Origin of the sequence: Nonomuraea sp. WAC 01424 (assembly GCF_003947315.1) — a bacterium.
GTDB classification, from domain to species: Bacteria; Actinomycetota; Actinomycetes; order Streptosporangiales; family Streptosporangiaceae; genus Nonomuraea; species Nonomuraea spiralis.
On sequence record NZ_QHHZ01000028.1, the window covers coordinates 20,616 to 40,676 of the forward strand.

General features: G+C 71.0%; 21 protein-coding genes. 8 read left to right on the forward strand and 13 right to left on the reverse strand.

Annotated elements, in window-relative coordinates:
• Positions 1 to 155 precede the first annotated feature (155 nt).
• From DMB42_RS49255 to DMB42_RS49270, 4 genes are all read left to right on the forward strand, one after another.
• Positions 156 to 1,511: an HD-GYP domain-containing protein gene (locus DMB42_RS49255; protein ID WP_125648078.1), complete on the forward strand. Its 1,356-nt coding sequence runs from the start codon at positions 156 to 158 to the stop codon at positions 1,509 to 1,511.
• On the forward strand, positions 1,508 to 2,806 hold the full coding sequence (locus tag DMB42_RS49260) for an HD-GYP domain-containing protein (RefSeq protein WP_125648080.1): 1,299 nt from the start codon (positions 1,508 to 1,510) through the stop codon (positions 2,804 to 2,806). Before DMB42_RS49255 ends, DMB42_RS49260 begins: the two co-directional genes overlap by 4 nt.
• Positions 2,807 to 2,906: 100 nt before the next feature.
• A complete protein-coding gene (locus DMB42_RS49265; RefSeq protein WP_260478391.1) occupies positions 2,907 to 4,286 on the forward strand; it encodes an acetyl/propionyl/methylcrotonyl-CoA carboxylase subunit alpha in 1,380 nt (459 codons plus the stop codon).
• Positions 4,287 to 4,327: 41 nt separating this feature from the next.
• Entirely contained in the window at positions 4,328 to 4,540 is a 213-nt protein-coding gene (locus tag DMB42_RS49270) for a biotin/lipoyl-binding carrier protein (RefSeq protein ID WP_125648083.1), read from the forward strand.
• Here DMB42_RS49270 and DMB42_RS49275 read toward each other — a convergent pair.
• Entirely contained in the window at positions 4,530 to 4,913 is a 384-nt protein-coding gene (locus DMB42_RS49275; RefSeq protein WP_125648086.1) for a thioesterase family protein, read from the reverse strand. The genes DMB42_RS49270 and DMB42_RS49275 overlap by 11 nt on opposite strands.
• A 238-nt stretch (positions 4,914 to 5,151) precedes the next feature.
• Here DMB42_RS49275 and DMB42_RS49280 point away from each other — a divergent pair, with 238 nt between their 5' ends.
• Positions 5,152 to 6,888, forward strand: a complete 1,737-nt coding sequence (locus DMB42_RS49280; RefSeq protein ID WP_125648089.1) for a serine/threonine-protein kinase — start codon at positions 5,152 to 5,154, stop codon at positions 6,886 to 6,888.
• Between the two features lie 9 nt (positions 6,889 to 6,897).
• Here the strand turns inward: DMB42_RS49280 and DMB42_RS49285 are convergent, their stop codons facing one another.
• Genes DMB42_RS49285 through DMB42_RS49305 form a run of 5 tightly spaced genes read right to left on the reverse strand, consistent with a single transcriptional unit; the run spans position 6,898 to position 11,985 of the window.
• Entirely contained in the window at positions 6,898 to 8,544 is a 1,647-nt protein-coding gene (locus tag DMB42_RS49285; RefSeq protein ID WP_125648092.1) for an acetolactate synthase, read from the reverse strand.
• A 39-nt stretch (positions 8,545 to 8,583) separates the two neighbouring features.
• On the reverse strand, positions 8,584 to 9,360 hold the full coding sequence (locus tag DMB42_RS49290) for an SAM-dependent methyltransferase (RefSeq protein WP_125648094.1): 777 nt from the start codon (positions 9,358 to 9,360) through the stop codon (positions 8,584 to 8,586).
• A 50-nt stretch (positions 9,361 to 9,410) separates the two neighbouring features.
• Positions 9,411 to 10,184, reverse strand: coding sequence for a DUF4097 family beta strand repeat-containing protein (locus tag DMB42_RS49295; protein ID WP_125648097.1), 774 nt, complete (start codon positions 10,182 to 10,184; stop codon positions 9,411 to 9,413).
• Entirely contained in the window at positions 10,181 to 10,834 is a 654-nt protein-coding gene (locus DMB42_RS49300) for a response regulator transcription factor (protein ID WP_125648100.1), read from the reverse strand. The genes DMB42_RS49295 and DMB42_RS49300 overlap by 4 nt, the downstream gene beginning before the upstream one ends.
• Positions 10,825 to 11,985 (reverse strand): sensor histidine kinase, encoded by a 1,161-nt coding sequence (locus tag DMB42_RS49305; protein WP_125648103.1) that lies wholly within the window; start codon positions 11,983 to 11,985, stop codon positions 10,825 to 10,827. The genes DMB42_RS49300 and DMB42_RS49305 overlap by 10 nt, the downstream gene beginning before the upstream one ends.
• Positions 11,986 to 12,125: 140 nt before the next feature.
• On the opposite strand from DMB42_RS49305, the gene DMB42_RS49310 reads away from it, so the two are divergent.
• Positions 12,126 to 12,701 (forward strand): hypothetical protein, encoded by a 576-nt coding sequence (locus DMB42_RS49310; RefSeq protein ID WP_125648106.1) that lies wholly within the window; start codon positions 12,126 to 12,128, stop codon positions 12,699 to 12,701.
• Between the two features lie 2 nt (positions 12,702 to 12,703).
• Here the strand turns inward: DMB42_RS49310 and bioD are convergent, their stop codons facing one another.
• Complete coding sequence (gene bioD / locus DMB42_RS49315) at positions 12,704 to 13,411, reverse strand: dethiobiotin synthase (protein WP_125648109.1); 708 nt, start codon at positions 13,409 to 13,411, stop codon at positions 12,704 to 12,706.
• Between the two features lie 35 nt (positions 13,412 to 13,446).
• Entirely contained in the window at positions 13,447 to 14,166 is a 720-nt protein-coding gene (locus DMB42_RS49320; RefSeq protein WP_125648113.1) for a GntR family transcriptional regulator, read from the reverse strand.
• Between the two features lie 473 nt (positions 14,167 to 14,639).
• Here DMB42_RS49320 and DMB42_RS49325 point away from each other — a divergent pair, with 473 nt between their 5' ends.
• Positions 14,640 to 16,109 (forward strand): PAS domain-containing sensor histidine kinase, encoded by a 1,470-nt coding sequence (locus DMB42_RS49325; protein WP_125648116.1) that lies wholly within the window; start codon positions 14,640 to 14,642, stop codon positions 16,107 to 16,109.
• A gap of 170 nt (positions 16,110 to 16,279) precedes the next feature.
• On the opposite strand, the gene DMB42_RS49330 is transcribed toward DMB42_RS49325, so the two are convergent.
• Both DMB42_RS49330 and DMB42_RS49335 read right to left on the reverse strand, forming a co-directional pair.
• Positions 16,280 to 16,534, reverse strand: coding sequence for a WhiB family transcriptional regulator (locus tag DMB42_RS49330; protein WP_125648118.1), 255 nt, complete (start codon positions 16,532 to 16,534; stop codon positions 16,280 to 16,282).
• 274 nt (positions 16,535 to 16,808) lie between these two features.
• Entirely contained in the window at positions 16,809 to 17,774 is a 966-nt protein-coding gene (locus tag DMB42_RS49335) for a diacylglycerol kinase family protein (RefSeq protein ID WP_125648120.1), read from the reverse strand.
• Between the two features lie 89 nt (positions 17,775 to 17,863).
• Between DMB42_RS49335 and DMB42_RS49340 the strand changes: the two genes are divergently transcribed.
• Entirely contained in the window at positions 17,864 to 18,247 is a 384-nt protein-coding gene (locus DMB42_RS49340; protein WP_125648123.1) for a hypothetical protein, read from the forward strand.
• On the opposite strand, the gene DMB42_RS49345 is transcribed toward DMB42_RS49340, so the two are convergent.
• From DMB42_RS49345 to sodN, 3 genes are all read right to left on the reverse strand, one after another.
• The gene (locus DMB42_RS49345) at positions 18,244 to 19,023 is read right to left on the reverse strand and encodes an RNA polymerase sigma factor SigF (RefSeq protein WP_185845276.1); all 780 of its coding nucleotides are present in this window, start codon (positions 19,021 to 19,023) and stop codon (positions 18,244 to 18,246) included. The genes DMB42_RS49340 and DMB42_RS49345 overlap by 4 nt on opposite strands.
• A 17-nt stretch (positions 19,024 to 19,040) precedes the next feature.
• Positions 19,041 to 19,466, reverse strand: coding sequence for an anti-sigma factor (locus tag DMB42_RS49350; RefSeq protein ID WP_125648126.1), 426 nt, complete (start codon positions 19,464 to 19,466; stop codon positions 19,041 to 19,043).
• A 128-nt stretch (positions 19,467 to 19,594) separates the two neighbouring features.
• The gene (gene sodN, locus DMB42_RS49355) at positions 19,595 to 19,996 is read right to left on the reverse strand and encodes a superoxide dismutase, Ni (RefSeq protein WP_125648129.1); all 402 of its coding nucleotides are present in this window, start codon (positions 19,994 to 19,996) and stop codon (positions 19,595 to 19,597) included.
• Between the last annotated feature and the right edge of the window lie 65 nt (positions 19,997 to 20,061).

Sequence of the window (20,061 nt, forward strand, 5' to 3'; positions counted from 1 at the left end):
CGTCAGCAGACGACGTGGAGGCATGTGGGATGTTGAAGGACAGGATCGCCCGGTCGCTCGCAGCCATCATCCTGATCACCTCGGTGGTGGCCCTGACCGGCATCGGCGCGCTGCCCCCCGGGGTTTCCTGGACCTGACCGCCGTAGGGGGCCGCAATGCGTGACCTGCCCTGGCCCGCGAGGGTCTACCTGGTCGCCGTGATCGCGGCGGCGGCCGCTCTCATCGGGCACAGCGCGATGGTCTCCGGCCCTCTCGTGGCGCCGGAGAATCTCGACATCCTGCTGGTGCTCGCGCTGCTCTTCCTGGTGTGCGAGTCGATGCCGACGTTGCTCAACGTCGAGCAGTTCGCGGTCTCGGTGAGCTTCTCGGCGTCGCTGGCCGCGGTCGTGCTGATCGGGCCGGAGGGCGCGGCGCTCGTGGGCCTCACCGCCGCGGTCAGCGTGCGGCCGGGGTTGCCGCTGATCAAGCGGCTGTTCAACGGCGCCCAGTTCGCCGTCTGCGGCTACGCCTCCGGCTGGGTCTACGAAGGGCTCAACGGCACGATCGGGGTGCCGCGGGTCAACGAGTTCGACAGCCTCATCGGGCCCTACGCCGCCGCCACCGCCGTCTTCGTGCCGCTCAACATCGTGCTCACGCTGACCATGATCAGCCTGGCGACCAGCGTGCGGGCCACGGAGGTGCCGCTGCGCGGCATGGTCCAGTTCCTGCTGTCCTACCTCGGCTACGGCACGTTCGGGTTGCTGGTGGCCGGGCTGTGGGCGACCGTGCAGTCGATCTCGGCGGTGCTGGTGCTGATGCCGCTGTTCGTGGCCCGGTGGGCGTTCGGCCAGTACCACGCCCAGCAGCGCTCGTACGACGCCACCATCGCGGCGCTCTGCCAGGCGGTCGAGACCAAGGACTACTACACCCGCGGCCACTGCACCCGCGTCTCGCTCGCCTCCAGCATGATCGCCCAGGAGATCGGCATGGGCCTCGAACGTGTACGCGCGATCCGTTACGCCGGCATGCTGCACGACGTCGGCAAGCTCGGCGTGCCCACGAAGGTGTTGCAGAAGGACGGGCCGCTCACCGAGGCGGAGCTGGCCGCGATCCAGCTCCACCCGATGCGCGGGCTGGAGATCGTCCGCGGCATCGGCTTCCTCGACGAGGCCTACGCCGGGATCATGCACCACCACGAGCGCCACGACGGCACCGGCTACCCGATGGGCCTGGCCGGGGACGAGATCCCCGAGTTCGCCAAGGTGATCGCGGTGGCCGACGCGTTCGACTCGATGACCTCCGACCGCTCCTACCGCGGGGCGCGGCCGGTCGAGGTGGCCGTGGAGGAGCTGCGCAAGTGCTCGGGCACACACTTCGACCCGGTCATGGTGGCCGCGTTCATCAGGGCGCTGGAACGTAATCCGTGGCAGCCGCCGCGCCGCGTCGAGACGCCGCCGCCCGACGCCGCCGAGGCCGCGATCAAGGACCACGACGACCCGACGATGCCCATCCAGGTCGTGAGCGGGCCATGACGACCGCAGAGCGCGTCCGGCGCAGCGACAGGGCGGCGACCACCGTCCTGCGCAGGCTCGACTCGGGCCAGTTGTTGCTGATCTGCGCGGCCGGCCTGGTGGCCGTCGCGGGCGTGGCGCACACGGCGGCCGTCGGGCTCGACCGTCCCGAGATCGCCATCGGGTTCGGCGCGCTGATCGCGGTCGGCGAGCTGGCCCGGCTGACCATGCCGGGCAACAGGGAGGTCGCGCCCATCGGCGCCGCCGCGGCGCTCGGCTACACCCTGCTGCTCGACCTCAGCCAGAACCAGTTGCGCCACTCCGCGTTGCAGGTCGTGGCCGTGATCGCGGCCGGGATGATCGCCGGGGCGCTGCCCCACCTGGCCGTCGGCCGCCCGCCGCGGCTCGACGCGATGGCCCGCCGCCTGCTCACCGGCGCGCTGCTGGCCTTCGCCTTCCGCCCGCTGGCCGACCCGCTCTACCAGCTCACCAAGCCGCCTCCCGGGCCCCACACCTGGTGGCCGGCGCTCGTGGTGATGGTCTCGCTGATCACGGTGACGCTGCTGGTCGACGTGCTGATCGCCGCGCTGCTGCGGGCCGAGCGGCTGCGCACCGCGTTCCGGGTGGCCGTGCGCGACGAGATCAACATGGCGTTCCCGCTGGGGGCCGCCGTGGCCGCCTCCGGCGTGCTGCTCGCGCTCGCCACGCACAGCATGGACCTGGTGGCGCTGCTGGTCTTCGCCGCGCCGCTGCTGGTCACGCAGGTGGCCTTCCGCAAGTACGCCGGCATCCGCGCCACCTACCTGCAGACCGTACGCGCCCTGTCGCGGGTGACCGAGGTGGGCGGCTACGTCGAGCCCGGCCACTCGCGCCGGGTGTCGCGGTTGTCCGTGGCAGTCGGCAGGGAGCTGGGCATGGCCGAGCCCGAGCTGCTGGAGCTGGAGTACGCCGCGCTCATGCACGACATCGGCCAGCTCTCGCTGCGCGACCCCATCCCCGGGGGCGCGACCGTGCTGACCGATCCGGAGCAGGCACGGCGCATCGCCGAGCTGGGGGCCGAGGTGATCAGGCAGACGGGCGTGCTCGACCGGGTGGCCGAGGTGGTCCGCCGGCAGTGTGAGGAGATCGCCGACGACCCGCCGCTGTCCAGCCGCATCATCAAGGTCGCCAACGCCTACGACGACCTGGTGGGGCCGTCCACCGATCGTGACCGGTCCGGGGCGGCGCTGGAGCGGATCAGGCTCACGGCGGGCAGCTCGTACGACGCCGACGCGCTCGACGCCCTCGCCCGGGTGGTGGGCAGGGGCCGGATCTGACCGGTATGCCGGCCTTTGTGGGGTTCCTACAGAACGTGCTCTCCTGATCGGTGCGCCCGAGGGAAGGGGACAGCCCGGCGGCGGCCATAGGGTTGTCCGCGTGATTGCTGAGACGCTCGGACCCGTTCTGATCGCCAACCGGGGGGAGATCGCGCGGCGCGTCATCCGTACGGTCAAGCGGATGGGGCTGCGTGCCGTCGCCGTCCACTCCGAGGTCGACGCCGGGTTGCCGTTCGTACGCGAGGCCGACGAGGCCGTGCTGATCGGCCCGGCCGACCCCGCCCAGAGCTATCTCGACCCCGCCAAGGTGCTGGAAGCCGCCCGCGCCACGGGAGCGGGGGCCGTCCACCCGGGTTATGGCTTCCTGTCGGAGAACGCCGCGTTCGCGCGGGCGGTGATCGAGGCCGGGCTGGTGTGGATCGGGCCGTCGCCGGAGTCCATCGACCGGATGGGCGACAAGATCGACGCCAGGAACCTCATGGAGGCGGCCGGCGTGCCGGTCGCCGCGGGCACCAGGGAGGCGGTCACCGACCTGATCTCCGCGCTCGACGCGGCCGAGCTGATCGGCTATCCGGTCATGGTCAAGACCGCCGGCGGGGGTGGCGGGGTCGGCATGAGCGTGGCCCGCGACGACGCCGAGCTGGCCAGGGCGTTCGAGCAGGCGGCCAGGGCGGCGGCCAGGTTCGCCGCGGCGGCCGCGGCGGGCGGCGCGGGTGACGCGCTGGCCGGGCCCGCGGTCCTGCTGGAGCGCTACGTCGAACGCGCCCGCCACGTCGAGGTGCAGATCCTCGGCCTGCCCGACGGCCGGGTGCTGGCCCTGGGCGAACGCGACTGCTCGGTGCAGCGCCGCCACCAGAAGGTCGTCGAGGAGTCGCCGTCCCCCGGGATCAGTGCCGAGCTGCGCGAACGCATGCTGGCCGCGGCCGTACGGGCCGGCGAGGCCGTCGGTTATGTGGGGGCGGGCACGGTCGAGTGCCTGGTCGACGCCGACGCCCAGGACTTCGTGTTCCTGGAGATGAACACCAGGCTCCAGGTCGAGCACCCGGTCACTGAGCTGGTCACCGGCCTCGACCTGGTGGAGCTGCAGCTTCGCGTCGCCGCGGGGGAGAGCCCCGAGGTCGCCGGCCAGCGCGCCGGGCACGCGATCGAGTTCCGGGTCTACGCCGAGGACCCCAAGCGCTTCCTGCCGGGGCCCGGCAGGATCAGCACCTGGGAGGAGCCCGCCGGAGACGGCATCCGCGTCGACTCCGGCTACGAGGCGGGCAACACGGTCACGATGTACTACGACCCGCTGATGGCCAAGCTGTGCGTGGTGGGGGCCGACCGTACCGAGGCGCTGGAGCTGGGACGGAAGGCGGTCGCGGAGTTCACTGTCGAGGGGCCGAGGAGCAATCTGGCATTCTGTGCCGAGTTGCTGGAGAACGCCGAGTTTGTCGCGGGAGACTACGACACGGGTCTGGTCGGCCGGATGCGGGCCTGAGCCACGTGACATTGTCGGTCGGTCGGAAGAGGGGAGTCCCGGTGGCTGAGGTACGCGCCGAGATGGTGTCGAACGTGTGGAAGGTGGTCGTCCGCGAGGGCGACACGGTCTCCGAGGGCGACACGCTGGTCATCCTGGAGTCCATGAAGATGGAGATCCCGGTGCTCGCAGAGGACGAGGGCGTGGTGACCCAGATCAAGGTGGCCGAGGGCGACGTGATCCAGGAAGGCGACCTGATCGCCGTCATCGAGTAGCGCGCTCCACGAACTTGGCGCGGTCGACGACCACCCGCTCGACCGTGCCCCTGCCGACGACCGTGCCGCGTGTGTCGCGGGCCTCGAAGGCGAAGACCAGGCGTCGTCCGTCGACCTCGGTGAGCTCGGCGGCGAGCTCGACGTGGGCGCCGAGGGGGCTGGCGGCCAGGTGTTCGAGCTCGACCCGGGTGCCGACCGAGGTCTCGCCCTCGGCCAGGTGGGGGCGTACGGCCTCGACCGTGGCCCGTTCGGCCAGGGCGAGCAGCCGGGGAGTCGCCAGCACGGGCACGTCGCCGCTGCCGATTTTCTCCGCCGTGTCGGACCTTTCGACCATGGTGAGGAGTTGGGAGCGGAGTCCTGGTGCGAGCGTCATGAGGACCAGCGTACCCAGGGCAATTCTGATCTCCAGGAAACGCGGACAACCGCGCCTATAAGGCCCCAGGATAGGGTTTGTACGGCTTGCGGCATATGAGTGGCATGTGGGACTGCTGAGACCGGTACACTCTCGGAGTTTCCGTGACCACTGTGTTACCTCACCGCGACAAAAGTTCGCTTTGTTGGAGAACCGCGGGGTGGGCGAGGTATCGATGTAGGGGGGTAGCGGGGGAGTCATGGTGGCCCAAGGGACGACGCTGGCCGGGCGGTATCGACTGGATACCCGCATCGGCGCCGGCGGCATGGGCGAGGTGTGGAGAGGCGAGGACATCGTGCTCGCCCGCACCGTCGCCGTCAAGGTGCTGCTCCCAGGCCGCATGGATGACCGTGGATTCGTCGCCCGCTTCCAGGGGGAAGCGCGGGCGATGGCCACGATCAACCATCCCGGCGTGGTCGATGTCTACGACTACGGGGTGAGCGGGGACACCGTCTACCTCGTCATGAAGTTCGTGGACGGCGAGCCGCTCGACCGGCTGCTGGCCCGGCTCGGCCGGATCCCGCCTCAGGCGGCCATGGAACTCATCGCGCAGGCCGCCTCGGCGCTTCAGGCGGTGCACGACCAGGGGATCGTGCACCGTGACGTGAAGCCGGGCAACCTGCTGGTACAGCGCGACGGCACGCTGGTGCTCACCGACTTCGGAATCGCGCGTTCCGATCTGGCCAACCGGCTCACCGACGCCGGCATGGTGCTGGGCACGGCCGCGTACTGTGCGCCCGAGCAGGCCGAGGGTGCTCCCGTCACGCCGGCCGTGGACATCTACGCGCTCGGCGTGGTCGCCTACGAATGCCTGGTGGGACAGCGGCCGTTCGACGGTGACAGCGCGGTCACCATCGCGCTCAAGCACATCCGCGAGGCTCCGCCGCCGCTGCCCGCCGACATCCCGCCGCCGATCCGGACGCTGGTCGAGGTGGCGCTGTCGAAGGATCCCGTCCGGCGGTTCCCGACGGCGAAGGCGATGAGCGAGGCGGCCCGCGCGGCCGGGTCGGGCCAGGCGGTCACGCCGCTGGAGGTGATCGCGCCGCCGGCCACCGGCGCCACGATGCCGCCGCCCGCCGAGTCCTACCAGACGGGTGCGTACCAGGCCGGGTCCTACCAGCAGGGACAGAGCGGCCCGACCGGCGCGTACCAGCAACCACAGACCGGCGCGTACCAGACCGGGCAACCTCCCGGCTACCAGGGCGGGCAGCCGGCGGGCGGGCAGGGGGCGTTCCAGACGGGGACGCACCTGCCGGCGTCGGCGGAGGAGACCACCGCGGCCGTGGGCGAGCGCCGCCCGGGCGGCCGCCGCGCCGCCAAGGCGCCGCGCAGGACCGGGCTGGTCGTGGGCCTGGCCGTCGCGGTGGTGCTGGGGGTCGGCGCGGGCGCGGTCGCGCTGACGGGCATGGTGCCGGGCGAACCGACGCCGACGGTTACGGCCACGCACAAGGGCAACGTCGACGACGAGCCCGACCCGACGAAGACCGGCGGCAAAAAGCCTCCCAAGCCCACGCCGACGTCGGCCACGAAGCCGCCCGTGCAGATCACCACCAGGCCGCCCACGCACGTCCCGACCGAGGAGCCGACGGAGGAGCCGGAGCCGACGACCACGCCCACCGCCACCCCGACCACCACGAAGGGCTCGACCAAGACGCCGACGAGCACGCCGACGCCGACGGTCAAGAACATCACGGTGCCCAAGGTCGCCGGGCTGCCCTTCCTCAAGGGACAGGAGATGGTCGAGGCCGCGGGGCTGATGGTACGCGTCCGCGACACCTCGGTGACCACCGACGACCCCGCCTGCCGCCGGATCACCAAGACGGTGCCGGCCGGCGGCACGGTGGTCCCGGAGACGAAGGTGGTCACGCTCTACGTGATCGACGGGGTCTGCACGACGCCGACCCCGTCTCCGACCCCCTCGGCCGCGTCGAAGTAGTCGTGGGGGTCAGATCCCCGTCGTGTTGCGGGGGTAGGCGACCTGCGGGTCGGTGGCGATGTTGACCATGTACGGGACGCCGGAGTCGAACGCCCTGCGCAGCGCGGGCCCGATCTCCGACGGCTTGGTGACCAGCTCGCCGCCGCCGCCCAGCGCGGTCACGACCTGGTCGTAGCGGCACTGGGGTTGCAGCTCGGCGGCCACGTCGTAGCCGTACAGGAGTTGCATGGGGTGCTTCTCCAGGCCCCAGATGCCGTTGTTGCCGCAGATCATGACGACCGGCAGGCGGTGGCGTACGAGGGTGTCGACGTCCATCAGGGAGAAGCCTGCGGCGCCGTCGCCGAGCAGGAGCACGACCTGCGAGGACGGGCGGGCCAGGCGGGCGGCGATGGAGTAGCCGAGCCCGGTGCCGAGGCATCCGTACGGGCCGGGGTCGAGCCAGTTGCCCGGCTGCCTGGGCTCGACGTACTTGCCGGCGTAGGAGACGAAGTCGCCGCCGTCGCCGATCACCACGGCGTCCTCGGCCAGGACCTTGCCCAGCTCGCCGTAGATGCGCATGGGGTGGATCGGGTCGGAGTCGGCGGCCAGGAGCTCGGCGTCGCCCGCGATCGCCGCGGCGGCGGTGTCGGACAACTTCGACAACCAGGAGGCGTACGAGCTGGGCTTGACGCCCGCCTCGCCGCAGGCCGCGTCGAGGCTCCACAACACCACCGACAGGTCGCCCGCGGCCTTGGCGGCGGGCTGCATGTGGGTGGCGAGCTGCGAGGGCGCGTCGGCGATGTGCACGACGCGGGCCAGCGGCGCGCCGTCCTTGCCGCCGAACCAGCCGTAGCCGAGGCGGAAGTCGAGCGGGGTTCCGATCACGACGACCAGGTCGGCCTGGGCGAACGCGGTGCCGCGGGCGCGGGTGACGAGCAGTTCGTGCCCGGCGGGCAGGATGCCGCGGCCCTGGCCGTTGGGGATGACCGGCAGCCGCCAGGTCTCGGCGAAGTCGCGCGCGGCCTCCTCGGCCCGGTCCATCCACACGTCGGAGCCGTAGACCAGCACCGGGCGCTCGGCCTCGGCCAGCAGCCGGGCGATGGCGGCCAGGTCGCCGGGGTCGGGCTCCAGCGGCGAGGGCGACTGCGTGCGCACCTCGTGGGCGGGCGAGGGGGCGAACAGGTGGTCCATGTAGAAGTCGACGAAGACCGGGCCGCGGTGGGGCGCGACGGCGGTGCGGAAGGCCGACTCGACGTCCTGGCCGACGGAGTCGGCGCCGGAGGCGGTGAACGACAGCTTGGTGATCGGGCCGAGCAGTGGCGGGTGGTCCATCTCCTGCAGCGCGCCGCTGCCCCAGCGCGACTGGGGCGCCCGGCCGCCCATGACGACCACGGGCGAGCCGTTGAAGTGCGCGGTCGCGATGCCGCTGACGCCGTTGGTGATGCCCGGGCCCGCGGTCAGCACGGCCAGACCGGGATTCCTGGTCAGCCTGGCCGTCGCCTCGGCGGCGAAGACGGCGCTCTGCTCGTGGCGTACGTCGAGGATGCGCATGCCCTCGTGCACCGCGCCGTCGTACAGCGGGAAGACGTGTCCTCCCGAGAGCGTGAACATGGTCTCGACGCCATAGGCCTTGGACACGGCGACGGCGACGTCACCGGCGTGCTTCGCAGACTCCATGCCGGGAACTTACCAACCAGTCACAAGAGTAAACAGACCTTAAGGCTTGCGTGCGACCGCGCCGTAGCCCTCGACCTCCTCGGGCAGGCCCACAGTGGCCGGACGCCAGCGCGACACCGACACCAGACCGGGCTCGACGAGCTCCAGGCCGTCGAAGAAGCGGGCGATCTGCTCGGGGCTGCGCTGGACGTAGGGCAGCGCGCCGCTCTGGTTGTACTGGTCGTGGGCGTCCCTGTTGGCCTGGCTGTGCACGTTCGTGCCGTCGTTGAGGGCCAGGTGGCTGCCGGCGGGCAGGGCGTCCATGAGCTCGCCGACGATCGCGAGGGCGGTGTCGTCGTCGGTCACGTGGCCCATGATGCCGCTCAGGTTGAGCGCGATCGGCCGGCCGAAGTCGAGCGTCTTCCCGGCCGCGGCGAGGATCGCGCCGGGCTCCCGTACGTCGGCGTCGATGTAGTCGGTCGCGCCCTCGGGCGTGCCGACCAGCAGGGCGCGGGCGTGGGCCAGCACGAGCGGGTCGTTGTCCGCGTAGACGACCCTGGACTCCGGCGCGAGCCGCTGGGCGATCTCGTGGGTGTTGTCGGCCGTGGGCAGGCCGGTGCCGACGTCGAGGAACAGCCGGATCCCGGCCTCGGCCGTCAGGTACGTGATCGTGCGCCCGAGGAACGCCCTGGACTCGCGGGCGCCCTCGCGCATGCCCGGGAAGATCTTCAGGAACTCGTCGCCCGCGATCCTGTCGACCTCGTAGTTGTCCTTGCCGCCGAGCCAGTAGTTCCAGATGCGGGCGGAGTGGGGGATGCTCGTGTCGATCCCGGCCATGGAGCCTCCTTTGGGTCATGTCACCGGGTTACAAACCTAGACGATCTTCGCTATCCGCAGCAGACGCGAACCGAGCCCAGTGGCGCCCGCGCCTCGATCTTCCGGGGCGCGCCCTTCGCCGCGTCGACCTCCACCTCGGTACGCCGGCCCTCGGCCGTCACGTCGTAGGTCTCCGCCGGCATCCGCAGCTCGACGTCGCCCGTGGCCCGCGCGACGGCCCTGACCGAAAGAGGCGGATTGGCGAAGTCGAGCTGTACGTCGCCCGAGCCGGTCTCCACGTCGGCCCGGCCGCCGAGCAGCGAGTTGCCGCGGATGGTCCCCGAACCCGACCTGGCCCAGACCTCGCCGGTGACCCCGTCGGCGAGCACGTCCCCCGACACGGTCGTCAGCCGTACGGCGCCGATCACCTGGCCGACCATGAGGTCGCCGATGGTCGTACGGGCCTCGACCTCGGTCTCGAACGGCACCAGGAGGGTGTAGTCGGCCCGGCACATGGGACCGTTCGGCTGGCGCGAGCCCCGGCACCGGATGTCGAGCCGCAGGGTGTCGCCGTTCCAGTCCTCGGTGATCATCGGCCGGTCGATCGAGGTCCAGCCCACGGACCGGTCGAGCGTGAGCTCTCCCGCCGGGCCCGGCACGATCTCCAGGTTCACCTCGCCGCTGCCCGTCGTGACCTTCAGCTTGTCCAGCGCGAACGGGATCGACCTGAGACGCCTCTCCTGCGGCGCGGTGGCCCGCGCGAACCCGTTCCAGACCAGGATGGTGGACAGCAGCAGCGCGGCCACGGTCGCCAGGGCCCCCGCCGTCAGCCAGACGGCTCTCACGGCATGCTCCTGATCTTGAGGAACTGCAGGACGGCGAGCACCCGGCGGTGATCCCCCTCCGCGGGGGACAGGTCGAGCTTGGTGAAGATGTTGCCGATGTGCTTGCCCACGGCCCCCTCGCTGAGCACGAGCGACTGGCCGATGCCGGCGTTCGAGCGGCCCTCGGCCATGAGCTTGAGCACCTCGTGCTCGCGTGGCGTCAGCCGTTCCAGGGGGTCGCTGTTGCCGCGCAGCAGGAGCTGGGCCACCACCTCGGGGTCGAGCGCGGTGCCGCCGCCCGCGACCCTGCGCAGGGCGTCGATGAACTCCGTCACGTCGGCCACCCGGTCCTTGAGCAGGTAGCCGACGCCGCCGGTCGCCGAGGCCAGCAGGCGGGCGGCGTAGCGTTCCTCGACGTACTGGGAGAGCACCAGCACGGCCAGGCCGGGGTGCTGGCGGCGCAGCACGAGAGCGGCGCGCAGCCCCTCGTCGGTGTGCGTGGGCGGCATCCGCACGTCGGTGATCACCAGCTCCGGCCCGTGCTCCTCGACGGCCCGCAGCAGGCTCTCGGCCTCGTCCACGGCCGCCACCACCCGCATGCCGGACGCGTCGAGCAGCCTGATCAGGCCCTCGCGCAGCAGGACCGAGTCCTCGGCCAGCACTACTCGCACGGAAGATCCACCTCGATCGCGGTCGGCCCGCCGAACGGGCTGGACAGGCGCAGTGTGCCGTCCACGGAGTCGATGCGCTGGGCCAGGCCGCGCAGCCCGGTGCCGCCGTCCAGCCGGGCGCCGCCGCAGCCGTCGTCGTGGACGAGCACGTGCAGGCGGTCGCCCTCGCGCCGGACGGTCACCTCGGCCCTGGTGGCCGCGGCGTGTTTGGCGATGTTGGTCAGTGCTTCGGACACGATGAAGAAGGCCACCGCCTCGATGGTCGGGGATGCGCGCCGGTCGATGTCGACGCGCAGGCGTACGGGCAGGGGGGCGCGGGCCGCGACGCCGGAGAGCGCCGCGTCGAGCCCCTGGTCGTTGAGCACGGCCGGATGCAGGCCGCGGACGAAGTCGCGCAGTTCCTTGAGCGCCTGCTTGGCCTCCTCGTGGGCCTGTGCGATCGCCTCGCGGGCCGGCTCGGGCAGGTCGGTGAGGGTGGCCCTGGCCAGGCCGAGGTTCATGGCGAGGGAGACCAGGCGCTGCTGGGCGCCGTCGTGCAGGTCGCGCTCGATCCTGCGGCGCTCGGCGTCGGCCGCGTCGATCACGCCGGCCCGGCTCTCGGTCAGCGTCTCGATGCGCTGCCCCAGCTCCGTACGGCTGGGGCCGAGCAGCGTACGGGCCACCGACAGGTCGAGCGTCGCCATGCCCCTGGCCAGGACCGGGGCGAGCAGCAGCAACACCAGCCCGACGGCCATGGAGATCCCCACGATGACCGGATTACGCAGATCGACGAGGAACACCAGCGGCGGCCCCTGCACCCGCGGCGGGATGAACGACAACAACCCCACCACGGCCCCGCCCCACGCCAGCGCGACCAGGACGGCCGCCACCGCGCCCACGAACGGCGACAGCAGGTGGTAGGCGATCTGCCGCCATGTGGACGCGCCGCGCCAGTCGACCGGCGCCGGCACCGGCGGGATGCGTACGCCGAGGAAGGCCGCGAACCTGGACCGCTGCACCCGGGTGAACACCGGCACGCCGCGCCGCAGCACCGGCGGGGCCACGGCCAGCATCAGCGTCAGCCCGCCGAGCACCACGGCGACCGGCAGCCCGATCATCACGTGGGACGTGTCGAGCCAGGTGCGCGCCGACCAGGGACGGGGGACTTTCATGGGTCAAAGGTATTGACCGGGTGGACCACCACGAAATGGGCCTGGTGTGCCGGTGGACGGTAGGGCTAGCCCCACCCTCGAACCTTTCCCGCACACCGGACATCTCACCTCCAGAACGGGATCGCCAACGGGAGGTTCGCATGTTCGCAGCAGGGGTCGCCGCGCTGGCGGCCGCGTCCACGATCGCCGGCGGGTTACCGCACGGCATGTTGTTCCTGGAGAAACACCCGCCCGCCGAGCGGTGGGAGACGTACACGGTCAAGAACTCCATGACGCTGCCGCTCCAGCTCAACCCGTGCCTGTCCCGCCGTCAGCGCGACGGCGGGCGCCTGGAGACGCGCGCCGTGCTCTACTCCAACGAGGACGAGATGAAGTACGAGCAGCTCGTCGTCTACCGGGACGTCCGGCACGCCGAGGCCGCCATGCGCCTGCTGCGCGCGGACCTGAGACGCTGCGCCGACGTGGGCAAGGGCCACAACCGCTACCGCTACTTCACCAAGCCGCTCGACGTGGGCGACGACGGCCTGCGCGCCGGCGGGCGCTTCTTCGAGAGCGGCGAGCACGCGGTGGCGGTCAGGCGCGGCGCGGCGCTCTACATCGTGGGCGAGTCGGCCTGGCCGACCAGGAGCCTGCCGCTGAAGGGCTTCAAGGGGCTGCTGGGCCAGGCCCGCGCGATGACCGTCAAGGTCTGCCGCCTCCCCGAAGCCGCCTGCTGAAGCTACGGCACCCCGAGCCGCCGCTTGAAGGCGGCCGGATCGAACGAACCGCCCAGTACGGCGCTCAGCCCCTCGCGCGCCACCTGAGCGAACGCCTCGCGGCCGAGTCGCCCGGCTCCTTCGGGCAACACTCCCGCCAGCGGCCGCGCGGCCAGCATCTCCAGATCGCCGACGTCGCTCCGCTCGGTGATCCCGGCCTCCCGCGGCCAGCGCCCGATCACCACCCCCGCTAGGTCCAGCCCCCGGTGCGCCAGCGCCTCCAGGGTCAGCGCGGTGTGGTTGAGCGCCCCGGGCCCGGCTCCCGCCACCACGAGCACCTGCGCGCCCACCAGCCGGGCCAGGTCGGCGATCGTCGCGCCGTCCTCGTCGAAGCGCACCAGCAGCCCGCCTGTGCCCTCGACGACGACCAGCCGGTTGCTCTCGGCCAGCTCCTCGACGAACCGGGCGGCCGCCGGCACCGACAACGGCGGCACTCCGGCCAGCCGCGCGGCGGCGGCGGGCGACAGCGGCTCCTCGAAGCGCGTCAGCTCGAACGTGGTGCCCACCCCGGAGAGCCGGATCACCTCGTCGAGGTCGTGGCCGCCGCCGGTCTGCGCCGGCTTCACCACCGCGACGGACGCCCCGCGCTCTTTCGCCAGTACGGCCAGCGCGGCGGACACGACGGTCTTGCCCACGCCGGAGTCGGTGCCGGCCACGACGAGAACGCTCATCGTCACAGCCTAGAAGCCGCCGCCCGCCAGGCCGGTCAGGGACGCCGCAGGCGCGTGACGAACTTGTACCGGTCGCCGCGGTAGAGGGACTGCGCCCACTCCACCGGGTGGCCGTCGGCGTCGAAGGCGTGGCGGGTCAGCAGGAGCATCGGCAGGCCCACGTCGACGCCGAGGGCCTTGGCGTCGTACGGGGTGGCGAGCACGGTCTCGATGATCTCCTCGGCGTCCGTGAGCCGTACGTTGTAGGCGTTGTGCAGCGTCTCGTACAGGGAGGCGTGCACCTCCAGCTCGCGGCGCAGGCGGGGGAAACGCCGGGCCGACAGGTGGGTGGTGTCGATCGAGACCGGCTCGCCGTTGGCCAGGCGGAGCCGGTGGATGCGCAGCACCCGGCCGCCGGGGTTGATGGCCAGCCGCCGCGCCAGCGCCTCGTCGGCCGTGATGTAGCCGATCTCCAGGATCTTGGTGTCCGGCTCCAGGCCCGCCGTGCGCAGGTCGCCGATGTAGGAGGTGAGCTGGAGCACCTGCGCCACCTTCGGCTGGGCCACGAACGTGCCCTTGCCCTGGATGCGCAGCAGCCTGCCCTCCACGACCAGCTCGGTCAGCGCCTGCCGGACGGTGGTGCGCGAGGTCTCGAACCGCACGGCCAGCGTGCGCTCTGGGGGCAGGGCGGTGCCCGCGGGCAGGCTCTTGGTGAGCTCCAGAAGACTGCGCTTCACGTCGTAGTACTTGGGAACGCGGGGGCCGTCGTCGGTCACGCTCTCACCTTCACTTCTGGCACGGCGGTGAGGGCGTGTCTGATCACCGCGAGATCATCGGAACTCATATCGGCCCGAGCGGTCAACCACCTGGGAGGGCGGCATATCCGCACGGAGCGCGCAAACCGCCAAGTACGCGCGAATCCGGGCAGCTCAGACTGATTGTGAAGGATATCCACAGCAGCGTGCGCGATCGCAACCGAGGCCGGTACGCGGCCCGCGTCGTCGAGGAGCCACCCGCCCGTGTCGATCACCTCCGGCATGCCCGTGAAGTCCCGTCTTGGGAATCGAGCGATTCCACCGTGTGACGGTTCTCACACTATGAGATTCCCCGAAAGTCCCGCCGGGCGCACGATGCCGCACCCGTGCCGCACCCGTGTCCCGCCGTGCGGAGTCCTTCCCCGGCCAGGAGCTGCGCATTCGATCAGGGGGTCGGTTTGGCTGTTGGCGGGGAAAGCACGCATGATGCACTCGTGCCGACTCTCAGCGACCTCGTCGCCCGCCACACCGCACTCGACGAGGCGGACCTCGACTGGCTCCACTCGCTGGTCTCCGACTGGCAGCTGCTGGCCGACCTGTCCTTCGCCGACCTCATCCTGTGGGCGCCGCTGCTCGGTGAGAACGGCTGGATCGCCATCGCCCAGATGCGCCCCACCACCGGCCCCACCGTCTACCACGACGACATCGTCGGCAGCGTGGCCGCCAGAGGCGAACGCCACCTCATCGACACCGCCTGGAACGAACGCCGCATCTGCCGCGAGGGCGACCCCGACTGGTCCACCGGCGTCCCGGTCCGCGAGGAGACGATCCCGGTGCGCCGCGCGGTCGACAACGGCGAGGGCCGCTTCCTCGGCGTGATCCAGCGCTCCACGAACCTGTCCTCGGCCCGCACCCCGTCCAGGCTGGAGCTGACCTACCTCCAGAGCGCGTCCGACCTGGCGCAGATGGTCGCCGAGGGGCGTTTCCCGTTCTCGGGGGAGGAGCCGATCCTGGTCCGCTCGCCCCGCGTCGGCGACGGCCTGCTCAGGCTCGACCGGGCCGGGCGCGTCACGTACGCCTCGCCCAACGCCCTGTCGGCCTACCGCAGGCTGGGCCTGCACGCCGACCTGGTCGGCTCGGCGTTGGGCCGGGTGACGGCGACGTTGTGCTACTCCGACGAGCCGATCAACGAAGACCTGATGATCGTGGCCAGCGGACGGGCGGCCAAGGAGACCGAGGTCGAGTCGGGCGGCACGATCGTGCAGCTCAGGGCGATCCCGCTGATCGTGGGCGGCGGCCGCATCGGCGCGCTCGTACTGATCAGGGACGTCACCGAGCTGCGGCGGCGCGAGCGCGAGCTGATGACCAAGGACGCGACCATCCGCGAGATCCATCACCGCGTGAAGAACAACCTGCAGACCGTCGCCGCGCTCCTGCGCCTCCAGGCCCGGCGCCTTCAGGTGCCCGAGGGCCGCGAGGCGCTGGAGGAGGCCGTACGCCGCGTCGGCTCGATCGCCATCGTGCACGAGACGTTGTCGCACGCGCCGGAGGAGTTCGTCGACTTCGACGAGATCGCCGACCGGGTGATCGCGATGGCCGGCGAGGTGTCGGCGGCCGAGGCGGCGGTCATGCCCCGCCGGGTCGGCGCGTTCGGCGTGCTGCCCTCGCTCATCGCCACGCCGCTGGCCATGGCGCTGACCGAGCTGCTGCAGAACGCGTTGCAACACGGACGCCCGAGGCGGCTGGAGGTGCTGGTCGAGCCCGCCCTCGACCGGCTGAACGTCACCGTCTGGGACGACGGGCGCGGCCTTCCTGAGGACTTCGACCTGGACAAGTCCACCAGTCTGGGGCTGCAGATCGTCCGCACGCTGGTGGAGGGGGAGTTGTCGGGCAAGCTCACGATCGAGCCGCGTGAGGGCGGCGGCACGCACGTCGGGTTGTCGATCCCGCTGCCGGCCGCCTGATACGAGGTTCGGCCGGGCGATCCGCTTGGGGGCGGCGCGCCCGGCCGGTTGCGAACCTGTCCGCCGCGTGCTCGACGCGGCGGGGTCTTGGCGGAAACGTCGATCACGCCAAGCTGGGCGGCTCTGGTGGAGAAAGGCTGGTGGAGAGAGGCTGGTGGAGAGAGGTCGGGTCAGGCGGAGGCGCGGGCACGCGCGCGGGCGGTGCGGCGCTTGAGGGCGCGGCGCTCGTCCTCGCTCAGGCCGCCCCAGACGCCGGCGTCCTGTCCGGACTCCAGCGCCCACTTCAGGCAGGCGTCCATGGCCGGGCAGGACCGGCAGACCTGCTTGGCCTCGTCGATCTGCGACAGGGCGGGGCCGGTGTTGCCGATCGGGAAGAACAGCTCGGGGTCCACGTCACGGCAGGCAGCTCGGTGGCGCCAGTCCATGCGTCCACTCCTTAGTAGATGGAACCTTTGGTCGGCTCCGTGCGGCTACTACTTTGTGAAGAGTTTCACTAACTCGCGCGAACATTACCCGGGACCAGGTATTGGGCCGGGGTTGTCCGCCTGACCGCCGGAGGGCCTCGGGGTTGTTAAAGGTCCTACGTTCCGACGTCAGTGTTGAGCTTTTCAGCCACGCAGAGTGCACGCAAGAGGGTTAGGGCGAAGTTTTGGCGGTTATGGATGTCGGATGCGTCACACAATGACCGAATGTAACCGGCTAGACCAGAACTTGTAACGCGTTCGGGGTAGACCGGAACTTTACGGTTTCGCGTTCGCCCAGGTAGTCCCCGTCCAGCTGGAAGGCCACGGGACGGTCGGCCGTGAGGGTGAACTCGGCCTCGTCGTGCAACTGGACCAGGTGTTTGCCGGACGGGAGGGCGTCACTCTCCGTGAGGATACGCCGGATCAACGCGGCGATCGGCAGGGGGCCCATCCGCTTCAGCCCGAGCAGGTCGAGGCCGGTCTCGAAGCTCGCCCAAGGCGTCGGCGTCACCGGCTTGACGCCCACGTACGTCCACGGCGAGGTGTTGGAGATGATCGCCATGAACACGCCCTCGACCGCCGGGATGCCCGGGCCGGTCAGCCTCATGGCGGGATGCCGCTTGTCCGTGGCCAGATAGTGCCGCAGAGCCGTGTTCACATACCGGGTCGGGGTAGCTTTCCGTCCGGTCCCCCGCAGGCCCTCCACGGCCCGTACGACCTCGGCGTCGTACCCCATGCCCGCGCAGAACGTGAAATACCTGCTGTGCCCCTCCCAAAGGGCCTGACCCAGCCCCACGGTCCTGCGCCGGCCCTCCCTGAGCGCCTCCAGGACCGCGCCGGTGGCCTCGACCGGGTCGTTCGGCAGGCCCAGGCCGCGGGCGAACACGTTCGCGCTGCCGCCGGGGATCACGATGAGGCCGGGGCGGCCGGCGCTGGGATCGTTGCCCACCGGGCCGTCGGGGCTGTCCACCGGGTTGAGCAGGCCGTTGACGGTCTCGTTGATGGTGCCGTCGCCGCCGAGCACCGCCACCACGTCGAAGCCCTTGGCGTGGGCCGTGGCCGCCGTCGCCGCCGCGTGCCCCCGGTAGCCGGTCTCCTCCACCGACAGCTCCACGGCCGCGCCGAGCGCGCGGATCAACACGTCCCTCGTGCGGGCGTTGGTGGTGGTGGCCTTGGGATTGACCAGCAACATTGCGCGCATATCGCCAGCGTAGCCGCTGATCGCCGGCCTGCTCGGGGTGGGGGAACATCCCCGGCGGGACCGGGCCGTGGGGCGAGTAGGGTTTGGCTGTGTCGAAGCGTCCGTGGAGTTTGCTCGTCGCCGCCGTCGTCGTGGCCGTGGAAGGGCTCATCGCCCTCGGCCTCGGGGTCTACGTCGCGGTGGAGACAGTGGTGAGCACGCCTGACAACGTCACGACGGCCCTCGCCGAGTCGGCGTTCGGGCTGCTGGTCGGGGCCGGGCTGCTCTGGGTCGCCTGGGGCGGGCTGCTGCGGGCGGAGCGGTGGGGGAGGTCGCCCGGCGTGCTGGCGCAGATCTTCCTGCTGCCCGTCGGGGTCACGCTCATCCAGTCGGACCAGCCACAGATCGGCGTACCGCTGATCGTGGTCGCCCTGACCGGGCTGGTGGCGCTGCTCGCGCCCCCCACCACCCATGCTCTCTACGGGGACGGTTAGTCCTCCGCGGTCAGCCCCTCACGCAACTGGGCGAGGGTACGGGCCAGCAACCGGGACACGTGCATCTGCGAGATGCCGAGCTCGGTCGCGATCTGCGACTGCGTCATGTTGCCGAAGAACCGCAGCAGCAGGATGCGCTTCTCGCGCGGCGGCAGCCGTTCGAGCAGCGGCTTGAGCGACTCGCGGTATTCGACGCCCTCCAGCGACTCGTCCACGATGCCCAGCGAGTCGGACACCGCGGGGGCGTCGTCGTCGCCGGAGTCGGGCGCGTCGAGGGAGACCGTGGAGTAGGCGTTGGCCGACTCAAGGCCCTCCAGCACCTCCTCCTCGGTCATCTTGAGGTAGGAGGCCAGCTCGGCGACGGTGGGCGCGCGGCCCTCGCGCTGCGACAGGTCGCTGATGGCCTTGGTCAGCGAGAGCTTCAGCTCCTGCAGGCGGCGCGGCACGCGGACCGCCCAGCCCTTGTCGCGGAAGTGCCGCTTGATCTCGCCGACGATGGTCGGCGTGGCGTAGGTGGAGAACTCCACCCCGCGCTTGAGATCGAACCGGTCGATCGACTTGATCAGGCCGATCGTGGCGACCTGGGTGAGGTCGTCGAGCCACTCGCCCCTGTTGCGGAAACGACGGGCCAGGTACTCGACCAGTGGAAGGTGAAGCTCGACCAGCTCGTCCCTGATGCGCTGGCGGCGCGGTTCCTCGGGACCCAGCTCGGCCAGCTCGGCGAAGAGCATGCGGGCGCGAACCCTGTCGGGCACGGCGTGTTCGCTGGTGGCCATGGCTCCAGTCCTTTCCGTCACGCCGGCCTCGCTGCGCCTCGGCGCTTACGCAGGACGATCGCCATGCGGTCGGGGGAGTCGGTCACGGCGTCGACGTCGTCGGCGCCGGCGGTCAGCACCATCCAGGCGAAGTCGTCGCGCTTGGGGGCCGAGCTGCCGACCGTGGCCACCTCGACGCTGACCTTCATCTCGTCGCCGGTCAGCTCGAACTCGGCGGTCAGGTCGGTGCCCGGGACCGCCTCGCTCAGCAACATGGCGCACGCCTCGTCGACCGCGATGCGCAGATCTTCGATCTCGTCCAGGGTGAAGTCAAGCCGGGCGGCCAGTCCGGCGGTAGCCGTACGCAGCACAGACAGGTAGGCACTCGCGGCCGGGAGCCTGATGCTCACCACGTCACGGATGCCGGCCACGCCCTCCGTACGCGTCTCGGTTTCCTCGGTCACGTTCCTCCTCGCGTTTCCGACGCCAACTGCAACTTACCGCCCCTGAGAGGTGCTTGGCGGATTCAGACTCGCCATCAACGGAAAAGGCTCTGTGCGGTCTGGAACCACACAGAGCCTTATGTGCCGTTTTAGGCGGCCTTGGTCTCCCAGAAGATCTTGGAGATCTCGTCGATCTTGCCCAGGAGCTCGTCGGCCTTGCCACCGTCGACCGTGCCCTTGGCGGCCGCGGCGCCCGCGAGCTTCGTGGCCTCCCAGAAGAGCTGGTGCAGCTGGGGGTACTGCTCCAGGTGCGGAGGCTTGAAGTAGTCGGTCCAGAGCACCCACAGGTGGTGCTTGACCAGCTCGGCGCGCTGCTCCTTGATGATGAGCGCGCGAGTACGGAAGACCGGGTCGTCGCTGGCCTCGTACTTCTCCATGATCGCCTTGACCGACTCGGCCTCGATCCGGGCCTGGGCGGGGTCGTAGACCCCACAGGGCAGGTCGCAGTGGGCGGAAGCGACATGCTTGGGTCGTAGCAGTCGTGCGAGCATCAGAAAGTCCTTCCTTGATGCTGAATCAGCTTGGTCCACAACCGACCTTACTCGGGTCCCAAGGC